This window comes from Streptomyces coelicoflavus (assembly GCF_003112555.1).
GTDB classification, from domain to species: domain Bacteria; phylum Actinomycetota; class Actinomycetes; order Streptomycetales; family Streptomycetaceae; genus Streptomyces; species Streptomyces coelicoflavus.
Genome location: NZ_BEWB01000020.1, coordinates 62,864 through 75,956 on the forward strand (window position 1 = coordinate 62,864; position 13,093 = coordinate 75,956).

The window sequence follows — 13,093 nt, forward strand, 5'->3', positions numbered from 1 at the left end:
GGGGGCTGTCGTGGCGCAGCGTTTCCGACTCGACTTCAACGGGGCAGCGGTCGAGCGGAACCTCCGCGCCGCCGCCGCCCGCGGCCTGCTCCTGGCCGCCGAGCACGTGCTGGCCGAGTCCCAGGCGGTCGTCCCCCTCGACGAGGGGCCGCTCCAGAACTCGGGCACGGCCAGCGTCGACGAGGGCGACCTGACGGCCGCCGTCGCCTACGACACCCCGTATGCCGTCCGCCAGCACGAGGAGCTGGACTGGCGGCACGCGCCCGGCAGGCAGGCTAAGTACCTGGAACAGCCACTGAACGCGAACCGCGGGCCGGTGCAGCGGCTCATCGCTGCGGAGCTGAGGCGGGCCCTGCGGTGAGTACCCACGACGCTGATCTGTTCCGGGGCGTCGCCGAGCTCCTCGACGCCGAGGGGGTCGGCACGTTCGCCCCGGACGCGGTCCTGCCGGCCGACGTGACGGGCATCGTCCTCGGCAAGGTCCCGGACGGCCCCGACCGGGTGCTGGGCCTGACCCCGTACCCGGTGGCCGACGACGACAGCACCGACTCGGTCACCGGCATCCAGGCGCGCATGCGCTGGGGCACGGACGCGACCGGGCTCGTCGCGCTGGCCGACGACGTCTTCAACGTCCTCCACAACCGGCGTAGCTACCTGCTGCGCGGGGTGTGGGTGGAGATCTCCTGGCGCAACTCGCAGGCGTGGATCGGCCAGGACACGCGCGGCCGCATGGAGCTGGTCGGCAACTACTACTTCCGGACCGTGCGGACCGGACCTCACCTGAACCCCTGAGGAGGGCCTGATGTCGACTCCTGTCGAGACCACCGAGACCGAGCTGGCACGCGAGTGGCGGCTCGAAGTGAACATGGGCACCGACGAGGCTCCGGACTGGCAGCTCTGCCCGGGCGTCCGCGAGTTCCAGCCGTCGGCCGAGCCCAACATCGAGGACTCCAGCGACTACGACTCGGACGGCTGGGCCGGAAACACGAAGACCGCGCAGGCCTGGGAGCTGTCGGTCACGATCCGCCGCAAGGCGAACAAGGCGCAGAAGGTGTACCACCCCGTCCACGAGGCGATCCGTGTGGCGTCCGACGAGTACGGCGAGGCAAACCTCGTGCCCCTGCGGTGGATGAACCGGCAGGGCCTCCCCGAGGCGTACGAGGGCAAGGCCATCCCCACCTGGGCACCCGCGGGCGGCGAGTACTCCGCCCTCGGCGAGGTCGAGATCACGTTCACCGGCGACGGCCCCCGCACCCAGATCGACAACCCGCTGGCAGGGAGCTGATGGCCGCCCAGTTCGAGGCCCTCGGCGACTTCCTCGACGACTACCTGGAGCTGCCCGTCCTCACCGAGGGCGGGCAGACCCGCGTCTACCGCATCCCATCGCCGTCCGCCCGCGCGGGCCTGCGCGTCGAGCAGATCACGAAGATGGCCGCGAAGCTCTACCTCAACGGCACTGAGCCTGACGAGGGCGTCCTCGACGATAGCGAGGAACGCGACCTGTATCGGCTCGTCCTCGGTCCCGTCCACGACGAGATCGCCGCCGATCTGTCCTGGACCCGCTTCCGGCACGTCGCCATGACCACGATGGTGTGGGTCCTCAACGATCGGGAGACCGCCGCCAAGTTCTGGCACTCGGGCGGCGACCCTTCTCTCTTGGCCCCGAATCGGGAAGCCCGTCGCCAGCAGAGGTCAGCGCCCTCGGCGTCGGCCGCGGCGAACGGGACCCGGTCACGGGGCTCTACGAGTGGTACGAAGGCGGGCTCCCCCCGGCGTCGCAAGCGCGGCAGCAGGGCAAGCGGGTAACCCGCACCGACCTGCTGGAGCAGTGGCCGCTGGTCGAGGCCGACTTCCAGGACACCTACGCCCTCGACCTCAACGACGACGGACTGCTGGACCGCCGGTCGTGGCGCTGGTTCCAGACCCGCCTCTACGGCCTCGTCTCCGCAGAGTCCCGCGTCTCGCGGCACTTCGCACCTCCCCCACCCAAGCAATCCAGACGGAGGAGGTAGCCGTGGCTCTCGTCGTCGGTGAACTCACAGGCATGATCTCGCTGAACGCCGACGGAGTGCCCACCGCGCTCCGTCGCGCCGAGGGAGCCATGCGGGCCTCCGGGCAGCGCATGGCCTCCGACGCCGACAACGCGGGCCAGCAGGCCGGGCAGCAGCTCGGCGAAGGCTACGTCCGTGGCGCCGACGGCCGTATCCGGGACCTGCGGGGCCGGTTCGTGTCAGCGGTCCGCGCGGCCGGCGACGACGCCACCGCCGCGGCGCGCCGGGCCGGTGGCGACGCGGGGGACGCCCTCGGTGACGGCCTCGCAGACTCCGGCGGGGAAGGCGCCGACGAGGCCGGGCAGACGATCGGCGACCGCCTGAAGGGCAGCCTCCAGCTGGCCGCGGCTGGTGTCGGGCTCGCGGCCGGGGCGATCCTCATGTCGTCGATGCAGGAGGCCCTCGACCAGTCGCAGATCACGGCGCGGCTCGGCGCGCAGCTGGGGACGACGCCGGCGGTGGCGCAGCAGTACGGCAAGATCGCCGGGCAGTTGTTCAAGGAGGCGATCGTCACCGACTTCCAGCAGGGCGCGGACACGATCAGGGCGATCGCGGGGTCGGGGCTGCTGCCGCCGGGGGCGACGAACAAGCAGATCCAGTCGATCGCCGCGAACGCCGCCGACCTAGCCAACTCGTTCGAGATCGATGTGTCGTTGGCCGCGCAGGCGGCCGGGTCGGCGGTGAAGAACGGTCTGGCGAAGGACTCGAAGGCCGCGTTCGACCTCCTCACGAAGGGCATGACCGGCCTCGGCCCCGCAGGCGAGGACCTCGCGGAGACGTTCCGGGAGTACGGGCCGATCTTCAAGACGGCCGGCCTGTCCGGTCAGACCGCTCTCGGCCTGATCCGGCAGGGCATCGAGGGGGGCTGGGTCCAGGACACCGACAAGATCGCCGACGCTTTCAAGGAGCTGAACCTCCGCGTCACGTCCGGGGCCAAGGGATCCATGGATGCGCTGAAGAGTATCGGCCTGAACTCCAAGCAGATCATGGACGACATGGCTGCGGGCGGCGCCAAGGGCGAGAAGGCCATGGACCAGGTCATCGACGCCCTGGTCGAGATGGGCCCGGAGACGGCCGGCGTGAAGCAGGCCGTGCAGGAGTTGTTCGGCGGCCCTGGCGAGGACTTGGGCGCGGCCCTGTTCGCGCTGGACGTGGACAAGGCGTCCGCGGCGATGGGCGGCGCGGAAGGCGCGGCGGACAAGCTGGGCACCGGGCTGCGGGACAACGCCGGCGCGAAGGTGACCGCGTTCAAGAACACGATGCAGCAGAACCTCGTGGAGTTCCTCGGCACCGAGGTGATCCCCCGGCTGGAGAAGGTGTTCTCCTTCGTCCAGGAGCACTCGGGCGTGTTCCTCGCGGCGGCTGCCGGGGTGACGGCGCTGGGTGCCGCGTTCTCGCTGGCGGCGCTCGGCGTGTGGGCGATGAACAGCGCGATGCTCGCCAACCCCATGTTCTGGATCATCGCTGGTATCGCGGCAGCGGTCGCCGGGCTGGTGATCCTCATCGTCCTGTACTGGGACGAGATCAAGATGTACACGATGATGGCCTGGGACTGGGTCGTCGCCAAGCTCGTCGCCGCGAAGGACGGCATCCTTGCCGCGATCGGCTGGCTCGGCTCCATCCCCGGCAAGATCTCGAAGTGGTTCGGTCAGGCGAAGGACTGGGCCGTCCAGAAGATGACAGCCCTGGTCAACTGGGCGAAGGGCCTGCCGGGCCGGATCGGCTCGGCGATCGCGGGCCTCTCGTCGACTCTGTGGAACGCGGCGACGCGCTACTTCCAGCGGTTCAGGGACGCTGCGGCAGCGAAGGTCACGTCCATGATCTCGTGGGTGCGTGGACTGCCCGGGCGGATCGCCCGCGCGATCGGGAACCTTGGGTCCCTGCTGGTCAGCAAGGGCCGTGACGTGGTCCGCGGGCTGTGGAACGGCATCAAGTCCATGGGCAGCTGGTTGCGTTCGACGCTGATCAGCTGGGCCAAGAACCTGATCCCGGGGCCGATCGCCAAGGCCCTCGGTATCGCCAGCCCGTCGAAGGTGATGGCGAAGCAGGTCGGTCGGTGGATCCCGCGGGGCATCGTGGCGGGTATCGAGTCGACGCAGGGCGAGGTCGACCGGACGATGGCGAATCTCGTGAGCACGCCAACGCCTTCTGCTTCGTACGCCGGCGCGGTCGGCTCGGCGGTAGGCGGCGGGAGCGGGCGTCCCGGCTCGAGTTCGAACCCTGTACGGATCACGGCGGGTGATGCGTGGGGCGACCTGATGATCAAGACCATTCGTGACCGTGTCGGCGTCAGCGGCGGCGACGTACAACTCGTGCTGGGGAGGTAAACGTGGCGTTCCCCGAGGAGCCGCTGGGTCTCACCGCGGAGATGTTGGTCGAGGGGGTGTGGACGGACTTCACGAAGGACGTCTACACCCGCTCCCCGATCACTCACCAGCGGGGTATCCGCAACGAGGGCGCCGTCGCTGACCCTGCCTCGGTGCCGATGACGATCAACAACAAGGACGGCAAGTACTCGCCGCGCAACCCCATGAGCCCGTACTACGGGAAGATCGGCCGCAACACGCGCGTACGCCTGACCATGCCTGGCGGCCCGCGCCACCTGCTCCTCACCGACGTAGCCGGGTCGGGCGCCACCACCCCGAACAGTCCGGCCGTGGACATCACCGGCAGCATCGACGTACGCGTCGAGGTGGACCTGTCCGCGTGGGTGCCTGGGCAGACGATCGACCTGTGCGGGAAGTACGACTCCAGCGGACCCCTGCGGTCGTGGCTCATGATGATCGGCCCCACCGGCGGCATCGTCTTCCGCACCAGCGCCGACGGCACAGCCATCCTCGAGTGGACCTCCACAGACCCCGTACCCCTCACACGTACGGGACTCCGCTCCACCTACGACAGCGCCACCAGCACGTACACCCACTACATTGGCCCGTCCGTCGACGGGCCCTGGACACAGCTCGGCGACGCCACGAGCAGCGGCGTCGCCAGCCCTCTGTTCAGTACGTCGGCACCGCTGGCGATCGGCGACGTCACGGCAGGACTGCACTCCCTTCCCACTGGCGTCCACGTCTACGCCTTCCAGCTCCGCTCCGGCATTGATGGGGCTGTGGTCGCCGACGTGGACTGCGCTGCGCTGCCTCTCGGCGATGCTCCCTTCACAGACGGCACCGGTCTGGCCTGGTCTGTCCAGGGGGGCGCTGCCATCAGCGACCGCGCGACCCGCTTCGTCGGCGAGATCAGCGAGTGGCCGCAGAAGTGGGTACCGTCTGGCGCGGACGCGTGGGTGCCCGTGCAGGCCGCCGGCATCTTGCGCCGTCTGGGCCGGGGGACCAAGCCTGTCGACAGTGCGCTTCGGCACCGCATCCCGTCCTACGAGCCGATGGCGTACTGGCCCATGGAGGAGGGGCAGGACGCCACGAAGGCGTACTCGCCGGTGGCGGGGATCGACCCGCTCAGCTTCAGCCAGGCGAACTGGGCCGCCGACTCGTCACTGCCGTCGTCGGCGCCGCTGCCCACGGTCGGATCCCAGTCCGGGAACCTGTCGCACCTGTCCGGCATGGTCCGCAACTACTCGTGGGACAGCCTGCCCGTCTGGTCGGTCATCTGGATGTACCACCTGCCGCAGGCCCCAGCCGCCCGACAGACGGTCCTACTGATCCGCTCGACCGGCACCGTGAGGGACTGGTACATCCAGTTCGGGCCGGACGACTCCCGCATCCTCGGGCTCGGGCGCGAGGGCGAAACCCTCGTCGACCGCACGATCCTGACCGGCACCCGCATCTTCGGCAAGTGGCTCAAGTCCCGGTTCACGATGCAGCAGGAGTCGGGCGGCAACGCGCGGTTCATCCTCGTCTGGCAGGACATAGACGGCGAGGCCATGAACTACTCGAACACCCTGCCCGGCGTCACCGGCCGGCCGACCGGAGTCGCCTCCCCACCCGGCGGCTACTCCGCGAACCTCCAGGGCATGGGCATCGGGCACATCTCGGCATGGGACGAGTACGACCCCGTCGCCTACGACAACGCCATCAACGCGTGGTCCGGGGAGACGGCCGGGGCCCGCATGCTGCGCCTGGCCGACGAGGAAGGCATCCCCGTCACCCTGACCGGAGACCCGGCAAAGACAGACCCGGTCGGCTACCAGAAACTGTCACCGGTCCTCGACTTGGTGAGGACGGCCGCAGACTCGGACGGTGGCCTGCTGACCGAGGACCAGACGGCGCTGCGGCTGCTGTACCGGCCCCGGTCGACGCTGTACTCGCAGGAGCCCGCGCTGGTGCTGGACTACGCGCAGGGGCAGATTGCTGCGCCGCTGGAGCCGGTCGACGACGACACCAGCATCCGCAACGACGTCAAGGTCACCCGTGACCAGGGCGGGTCCACCCGGGTGGTCCTCGCCTCCGGTCCACTGTCGGTCCTCGACCCGCCGGACGGGGTCGGCGTCTACGACGACTCCATCACCCTGTCGCTGGCCACCGACGAGCAGACCGAGGGTAAGGCGTACTGGGAGCTGCACCTGGGAACCTGGGACGAGCCCCGCTACCCGGCCGTCACGATCAACCTGCACCGCCACCCGGACCTGATCCCGGCGGTGCTGGCCCTGCGTGAGGGCGACGTCATCCGGCTGGTCAACATGCCCACCTGGGTGGCGCCGGACGACGTGGACCTGATGGTCCGCGGGCTGAAGGAGACGCTGCTGCCTCGTACGTGGACCATCACGTACGACTGCGTGCCGGCCGGACCGTGGCAAGTCGGCGTGGTCGGCGACACCGAGCGGGGCCGGGTCGACGTCGATGCCGGCGGCTCCAGCCTGGCCCTGCCGTCCACCTCGACGGACGGGCAGCTGCTGGTTCACACCCCGGCACCCGGGCCCTCGGGCGCGCTGCCGTGGATCGCGTCGGCGGGCCCGGCACCCACGTACCCGGCCGAGTTCCCCTTCGACGTGCGCTTCGGCGGGGAGACGGCGCGGGTGACTGCGTGCGTTCCGGCCGCCTACGACGCGTTCGGCCGGACCGTCAGCAACGGCTGGGGGGTGGCCGACTGCGGGTTCACGTGGGTCGGGGCGCTCGGCTCCGACTCGGACCGGGCGGTGTCCGGCGGCGTCGCCACGATCACGCTGGCGTCGGTGAAGGACACGGCCCGTTTCCAGCGGATCGTCTCGCAGATCACCGACTGCGAAGTCCTCACGCGGATGAGTGTCAGCCAGGTGGCGACGGGGTCGGGGATCATTCCGTCGATCCTGCTGCGCTACACCGGCAACGACACCTTCTACCGGGCTCGGGTCCGCTTCAACCCGGGCGGGGCCATGACGGCTGAGGTGACCCGCGCCTACACGCAGGTCGGCGGGAGTACCACGCTGCCGTTCACGTACACGGCGGGCGCCTGGTTCTGGGTGCGGGCCCGGCTGACCGGGGACCGCGTGCAGTTGCGGGTGTGGCCGGACGGGCAGCAGGAGCCGACCGTGTGGTACGCGGACCAGACGATCACTGCGGATCCGATTCCGTCCGGCGAGGTTGGGGTCACGGCCAGCACCTTCGGCGGCAACACGAACGCCAACCCCCAGGTGCGGTACGACGATTTTCGGGTGATCACCCCGCAGCTGATGACCGTGGAGCGGTCACTGAGCGGGATCGTCAAGGCCCACGCCGTGGGCACCGACTTGTCCCTGGCCGCACCGGCCCGACTCGCCCTGTAGGAGGTATCTCGTGCCGTATGAGCCCTGGCAGCCAGGCATGATCATCAGTCAGAGTCGGCTCGCGTCGATCTCGCCCACGTGGGGGGACTGGACGCCGGTCTGGACGACGTCCGGCGCGTCGACACCGTCGTTCGGGGACGCGAGCGTGTCCGCGCGGTGGGCGCAGTCCGCGCTCACCGTGCACTTCCGGGTCGACATCGTCTTCGGAGCGCTGACGAACTTCGGGTCGGGCACGGACAACTGGCGGCTCTCTACCCCGGTCCCGGCCGCGTCGACGATCGGCGGGTGCGGCTCGGGCGAGATCCAGCGGAACAACCCCCCGTCCGGATACGGGGCGGGTGCGGGCACCCGGCAGCCGATCCGCGTCCGGCTGACGACTACCCAGACGTTCGAGTTCGAGATGTCCGGCGGCAACATCAACGCCATCAGCACCGTGTCGGGCGCGGGCCTGATCGACGCGGCTACTCCGTGGTCGTGGGACACCGGGTCGTCGCTGCGGTTCTGGGGCACCTACGAGGCCGCCCCCTGACCCGTCCTCGCTCGTCTCTGCCCCGCGCCGTCCTGGCCCGGGGCCTTTCTCATCTGGAGGCCCTATGGCCACACCCATGTCCGCGTCGGCGTTCGTCAAGGCGCTGCGAGACGAGGGCCTGACCGTCGTCGAGGTGGGCGACTGGCGCGACCACAACCGCAACCACAAGGGCGCCTGGGGCCCCGTCAACGGGGTGATGATCCACCACACCGTCACCAGGGGCAGCGCCCGGACCGTCGACATCTGCCGCCACGGCTACGCCAGCCTGCCCGGCCCGCTGTGCCACGGCGTCATCACCAAGGACGGCCGCGTGCACCTGGTCGGCTACGGCCGCGCCAACCACGCCGGCCTCGGCGACGACGACGTACTGCGCGCCGTCGTCAACGAGAAGCCGCTGCCCGCCGACAACGAGGCGAACACCGACGGCAACCGGCACTTCTACGGCTTCGAATGCGAGAACCTCGGCGACGGCAAGGACCCATGGCCGGCCGTCCAGCTCGAGGCGATCGAGCGCGCGGCCGCCGCGATCTGCCGTCACCACGGCTGGAACGAACGGTCGGTGATCGGCCACCTCGAGTGGCAGCCCGGCAAGGTCGACCCCCGCGGCTTCACCATGGCGTCGATGCGCGCCCGCATCGCCGACCGCCTCCACAGCAACCCCAGCAGCAACTGGAAACCCAGCACGCCCAGCACTCCCAAGGAGGATCTCGACATGGACAAGGGCGACGTCTTCGACGCGACCTGGGACACCGACAAGCTTCCGGCACCGTCGTTCGCGCCGGACGTGAAGAAGAACCCGCGCTGGACGGCGTCCAGTTACATCCGCTCGATCTACAACGCGGTGGCCGGCCTGCCCGCCGCGCTCGCCGCGCTTCGCAAGGACGTCGCCGCGCTGCGCGCCGACATCGCCGCCCTCAAGAAGGAGTCCTGACCCATGCCCGAGCTGCACTTCGACGGTGAGACCGTCGTGAAGACCGCCGCCTCCTACGGCCGCGACCTCGCCGAGCGCACCCTGTCCACTGCCGTCGTCGCGGCTGGCGGTGTCGCCGTGGCAGCGGGCCCGGCCGACATGTTCCACGCGACGTTCTGGCAGACCATGGCGGCCGCCGGGATCGCGGCCGCCGGGTCCCTGATCAAGGGGATGCTGGCACGCGCCTTCGGCACCAAGAACTCAGCGAGCCTGGCCAAGGGCGTCTGATGCGGGACGCGGTGGCACGGTCAGCAGCCGTCCACCGCCTCTCGCGCACCATCCCTCACTGCACCATCGGAGGACGCCCGTGGACGCTGCGACGCTCGGCGCCGTCGGAACCATCGTCGTCGGGCTCGCAGCCGCTGGCGCCGCGCTCATCGGGCACCGCGGCGCCAACGCGGCCAGCCAGTCAGGCGCCGTCCTCGGCGGCTACTCGACCCTCGTCGACAACCTCCAAGAGGAACGGGCGCAGCTACGCGACCGCGTCGCCGAGAACGAACGGCTCCTCGCAGCCGCCTACGCGGAACTCGCCTCCGAACGCGCCGACAAGGCCGCCCTCCAGGCGCGGATCGCGGAGCTCACCAACGAGAACCAGCAGCTACGCGAGCGGATCACCGCGCTAGGGGGACAGCCCACGTGAGTCGTCATGGTCAGCCTGTCCTTGCGCAACGCTGGCGGTCGCTGGCGGTCGCTGCGGTACTGCTGGTGCTGGCTGGGGCGGTGGTCCTGGTGTGGCTACGGATCAACTCGGAGGCCCGGCGGGCGGACGAGCTGGCTGCCGAGGCCAACAAGCGCGGCGACGCCGTGAGTACGTTGGCCGGAGACGTGCGGTTGCTGCGCGCGCAGGTGTCCGCGGAGGGCAAGACGCCGGCGGCGCCGGATCCGGCGACTGCTGTCGACGATCTGCCTCAGCGGGCGGAGGTGCCGGTGCCGATCCCGGGCCCGAAGGGGGACCCGGGGCGCCCGGGGCGGAACGGGTCGCCGGGGCCTGCCGGGGAGGACGGCACCCCGGGCGAGGACGGCACGGACGGGGCGCCCGGCGAGGCGGGCGAGCCTGGTGCGGCCGGCGCCGACGGCACGGACGGGGCACAGGGACCGCAGGGCGAGCCCGGCCCGGCCGGGCCAGCGGGGCCCGCGGGTCCGGCCGGACCGCAGGGGGAGCAGGGGCCGCGCGGCGAGCCCGGCCCGGCGGGACCGAACTGCCCGGCGGGCTACAGTCTCCAGCCACCGCCGGATGACCCGGATGCGCTGGTGTGCCGCCGGGACAACCCGGCCGAAGACGGCGAGAGCTCAGAGACTCCGGGGCCGCTCGCTCTGGCGCTGGACCCGAACCGCCGGCAGTACCCGTGAGAGCTTGGCCCCCATCGCCTTCGGGCGGTGGGGGCCGTTTCGTCTTGCCCGGGCGATCTCGAACCAGAGCCGCCACAGAAAAGGGTCCCGCCCCATACCCTGACAGTGACGAAGCTGTAAGAGAGGGGCGAGACCGTGCCATCTGATGCTACCCCGGACCCGTACACCGACCCGCTGGTCTTCGGACAACGTCTCCAGATCCTTCGCACCCGCCGCGGGTTGACGCGCGAGCAGCTCGGCGGGCTCGCCGGCCGATCTGGCTCCTGGGTGAAGGGCGTGGAGACCGGGCGGCTGAAGACACCGAAGCTCGAGGTTGTGCTGCGGCTGGCCGAGATCCTCCGGGTCCGGGACCTGTCCGACCTGACCGGGGACCAGTCCGTCAGCGTCGACCTCTTCACCGGCCCCGGCCACCCGCGCTTGCCCGCGGTGAAGGCGGCCGTGGACGCCTTCCCGCTCGGCGCCCGCCGCGAAGCACCGCCGGCCGCGCACCTTCGCGCGCGGCTGGCCCGCGCCTGGACTGCTCGGCACGAGGCCCCGAACCACCGCGACGTGGTGGGCGCGCTGCTGCCCGATCTGATCCGGGACGCGCAGGCCGCCGTGCGGCAGGCCGAGAGCAGCGCGGAGCGGCGGGCTGCGCACGCGATCCTCGCCGAGGTCTACTCGCTGTCGCAGTTCTTCGTGGCGTACCAGCCGGACGCCGCCCTGCTGTGGCGCGTCGCCGAGCGCGGCCTCATCGCGGCGCAGGAGTCCGAGGACCCACACGCCATCGGCGTCGCCGCCTGGCTCGCCGCGCAGGCGCACCGCGATAGCGGGCCCGCGCACTTCGATGCCGCCGACGCCATCACCATGGACGTCCTCCGCTTCCTCGAACCCCAACTCCCCGACGCCACCGACGACGTCCGGGCGATCGCTGGCGCTCTGCAGTTCGAGGCTGGCTATACGGCTGCGCGCCGCAGCGAAACGGGCACGGCATGGGCGTGGTGGGACAAGGCGGAGAAGACCGCGAAGAAGCTACCGCCGGACTACTACCACCCGGTCACCTCGTTCTCCCGGGCCATCATGGGTGCGCACGCGGTGACGGTCGCGGTGGAGCTGCACCAGGGTGGGGAGTCGGTGCGGCAGGCCGCGAAGGCGGACAAGGCCGTCATCAAGTCCCGCCCGCGGCGGGCCCGGCACCGGATCGAGGAGGCCCGCGGCTACCAACTGGACGGACAGCCGGACGTCGCACTGGCCACGCTGGACAAGGCGCACGAGGCCGCCCCAGAGACGATCCGCTACAACGGCTACGCCAAGCGCATCGTCCTCGAGGAGACCGAGGCGAAGAGCGAGCCCCGCCGCCGGCGCGCATCCGAACTGGCGGTCAAGCTCGGGCTGCTGGCCGCCTGAACGAGGGGGCACAAACTGTGCCCCTGCCCTACTCCGGCTGCTCCTACGGTCACATGTGTGAGACGGATCACCACGAGCGTAGGGGGCAGCATGCCGAGCGACGCCAGGACCAGAGCGCACGACATACCGCCCGACGTGCTGGCCGTCCTCGTCCTGCCGGACCCCGCCGTGATCCTGGAGGACCAGCGGCGCGGCGCCCTGTGCGTCTGGGACAAGACCCCGCTGACGCTGGCGACGGCCGTCGACCTCGGCGAGCTGGACAGTCCGATCGGCCGCTGGTGGCCGCGCTCCTGCCCGGCCTGCGTCGCCGACCGCGCGCACCGCGGTCTCCTCGAGCACGCGCCCGGCTGCGAGGCCTGCCGGAAGCAGCCGTCGCCCGGGGAGCCCACCGTGTGCGAGACGGCCCGGGTCCTGTACCGCCTCGTGAAGGAAGGCCGCCGCCATGGCTGAGGATCAGGACCGGCCGGTCCTGCCCGGCCACGAGATGGGTTACTGCTGGGTGAAGTTCGGGCCGCGGGAGCTGCACTGCTGCCGCGAGCCGTACCACTCCGACGATGACGGCCGGGGCGGCCACTGGACGCCCTACGGCGGCGGTCCCCAGACGGTTCGTTCCCGGTTGTCACCGCGGCGATGAGACCCCGCTCCTGGCACGATTCCACGCCGGCCGTGCCGGGAGCGGTCCCCTGCGGCCCGTCTCCGTCCCCCGTCGGGGGCGGGCCGCTCAACGGCGTACGAGTTCCTCGAGCTCTACGCCCATCGCGTCGGCGATGCGGATCAGGGTGTCGAGGACTGGCGAGGAGTGGCCGTTCTCGATCCGGCTGTACGTCGCGACGTCGATGCCCGAGCGGCCGCAGACGTCGAGCTGCGTGAGGTTCAGGTGCTCGCGTACGCGGCGGATCTGCTCCCCGACCTGGCGGCGGCGGGCGGTGACCCGCTCGTCGGGCGGGGTGGGACGTGGCACTGGTCCACCCCACCCGCAGCATGATCAAATGTGATTAGGGTCGACCCTAATTTGTTTGATCATGTAGGCGGTGGGCATCCAGGGCGGTAAGACGACGAGAACACGCGCAACCGAAGCGCACGTTCGAGTGACGCGCCGAGTAGAGATC

Annotated in this window: 15 protein-coding genes; 14 read left to right on the top strand and 1 reads right to left on the bottom strand. The window is 70.7% G+C overall.

What is annotated here, in order from left to right; all coding sequences use genetic code 11:
• Nucleotides 1–10: 10 nt before the first annotated feature.
• The 14 genes from Sco07f_RS36600 (at nucleotide 11) to Sco07f_RS36665 (ending at nucleotide 12,618) form a co-directional block, all read left to right on the top strand.
• On the top strand, nucleotides 11–361 hold the full coding sequence (locus tag Sco07f_RS36600) for a minor capsid protein (protein ID WP_108990448.1): 351 nt from the start codon (nucleotides 11–13) through the stop codon (nucleotides 359–361).
• Nucleotides 358–792: a minor capsid protein gene (locus Sco07f_RS36605; RefSeq protein WP_108990449.1), complete on the top strand. Its 435-nt coding sequence runs from the start codon at nucleotides 358–360 to the stop codon at nucleotides 790–792. The genes Sco07f_RS36600 and Sco07f_RS36605 overlap by 4 nt, the downstream gene beginning before the upstream one ends.
• A gap of 10 nt (nucleotides 793–802) precedes the next feature.
• Nucleotides 803–1,285: a phage tail tube protein gene (locus Sco07f_RS36610; RefSeq protein WP_108990450.1), complete on the top strand. Its 483-nt coding sequence runs from the start codon at nucleotides 803–805 to the stop codon at nucleotides 1,283–1,285.
• A complete protein-coding gene (locus Sco07f_RS36615; protein ID WP_108990451.1) occupies nucleotides 1,285–1,806 on the top strand; it encodes a DUF7426 family protein in 522 nt (173 codons plus the stop codon). The genes Sco07f_RS36610 and Sco07f_RS36615 overlap by 1 nt, the downstream gene beginning before the upstream one ends.
• Nucleotides 1,807–2,014: 208 nt before the next feature.
• Complete coding sequence (locus Sco07f_RS36620; RefSeq protein WP_108990452.1) at nucleotides 2,015–4,378, top strand: phage tail tape measure protein; 2,364 nt, start codon at nucleotides 2,015–2,017, stop codon at nucleotides 4,376–4,378.
• Between the two features lie 2 nt (nucleotides 4,379–4,380).
• The gene (locus Sco07f_RS36625) at nucleotides 4,381–7,749 is read left to right on the top strand and encodes a hypothetical protein (RefSeq protein ID WP_108990453.1); all 3,369 of its coding nucleotides are present in this window, start codon (nucleotides 4,381–4,383) and stop codon (nucleotides 7,747–7,749) included.
• A 10-nt stretch (nucleotides 7,750–7,759) separates the two neighbouring features.
• Nucleotides 7,760–8,278: a hypothetical protein gene (locus Sco07f_RS36630; RefSeq protein ID WP_159107038.1), complete on the top strand. Its 519-nt coding sequence runs from the start codon at nucleotides 7,760–7,762 to the stop codon at nucleotides 8,276–8,278.
• 64 nt (nucleotides 8,279–8,342) lie between these two features.
• Entirely contained in the window at nucleotides 8,343–9,209 is an 867-nt protein-coding gene (locus Sco07f_RS36635; protein ID WP_174855472.1) for an N-acetylmuramoyl-L-alanine amidase, read from the top strand.
• A gap of 3 nt (nucleotides 9,210–9,212) precedes the next feature.
• Nucleotides 9,213–9,476 (top strand): hypothetical protein, encoded by a 264-nt coding sequence (locus Sco07f_RS36640; RefSeq protein ID WP_108990455.1) that lies wholly within the window; start codon nucleotides 9,213–9,215, stop codon nucleotides 9,474–9,476.
• Nucleotides 9,477–9,555: 79 nt separating this feature from the next.
• Nucleotides 9,556–9,888, top strand: a complete 333-nt coding sequence (locus Sco07f_RS36645) for a hypothetical protein (protein ID WP_108990456.1) — start codon at nucleotides 9,556–9,558, stop codon at nucleotides 9,886–9,888.
• 65 nt (nucleotides 9,889–9,953) lie between these two features.
• Nucleotides 9,954–10,598, top strand: coding sequence for a collagen-like domain-containing protein (locus Sco07f_RS36650; protein ID WP_369695811.1), 645 nt, complete (start codon nucleotides 9,954–9,956; stop codon nucleotides 10,596–10,598).
• A gap of 135 nt (nucleotides 10,599–10,733) precedes the next feature.
• Complete coding sequence (locus Sco07f_RS36655; RefSeq protein WP_108990458.1) at nucleotides 10,734–11,984, top strand: helix-turn-helix domain-containing protein; 1,251 nt, start codon at nucleotides 10,734–10,736, stop codon at nucleotides 11,982–11,984.
• A 90-nt stretch (nucleotides 11,985–12,074) separates the two neighbouring features.
• Nucleotides 12,075–12,434, top strand: coding sequence for a hypothetical protein (locus tag Sco07f_RS36660; RefSeq protein ID WP_108990459.1), 360 nt, complete (start codon nucleotides 12,075–12,077; stop codon nucleotides 12,432–12,434).
• The gene (locus tag Sco07f_RS36665; RefSeq protein ID WP_108990460.1) at nucleotides 12,427–12,618 is read left to right on the top strand and encodes a hypothetical protein; all 192 of its coding nucleotides are present in this window, start codon (nucleotides 12,427–12,429) and stop codon (nucleotides 12,616–12,618) included. The genes Sco07f_RS36660 and Sco07f_RS36665 overlap by 8 nt, the downstream gene beginning before the upstream one ends.
• Before the next feature lie 87 nt (nucleotides 12,619–12,705).
• Here the strand turns inward: Sco07f_RS36665 and Sco07f_RS36670 are convergent, their stop codons facing one another.
• A complete protein-coding gene (locus tag Sco07f_RS36670) occupies nucleotides 12,706–12,945 on the bottom strand; it encodes a helix-turn-helix domain-containing protein (protein ID WP_108990461.1) in 240 nt (79 codons plus the stop codon).
• Nucleotides 12,946–13,093 lie beyond the last annotated feature (148 nt).

Bases quoted from the DNA above. Each gene is read 5' to 3' on its own strand.
- Sco07f_RS36610 (WP_108990450.1), top strand. From the start codon at position 803: ATGTCGACTCCTGTCGAGACCACCGAGACCGAGCTGGCACGCGAGTGG.
- Sco07f_RS36615 (WP_108990451.1), top strand. From the start codon at position 1,285: ATGGCCGCCCAGTTCGAGGCCCTCGGCGACTTCCTCGACGACTACCTG.
- Sco07f_RS36635 (WP_174855472.1), top strand. From the start codon at position 8,343: ATGGCCACACCCATGTCCGCGTCGGCGTTCGTCAAGGCGCTGCGAGAC.
- Sco07f_RS36640 (WP_108990455.1), top strand. From the start codon at position 9,213: ATGCCCGAGCTGCACTTCGACGGTGAGACCGTCGTGAAGACCGCCGCC.
- Sco07f_RS36660 (WP_108990459.1), top strand. From the start codon at position 12,075: ATGCCGAGCGACGCCAGGACCAGAGCGCACGACATACCGCCCGACGTG.
- Sco07f_RS36665 (WP_108990460.1), top strand. From the start codon at position 12,427: ATGGCTGAGGATCAGGACCGGCCGGTCCTGCCCGGCCACGAGATGGGT.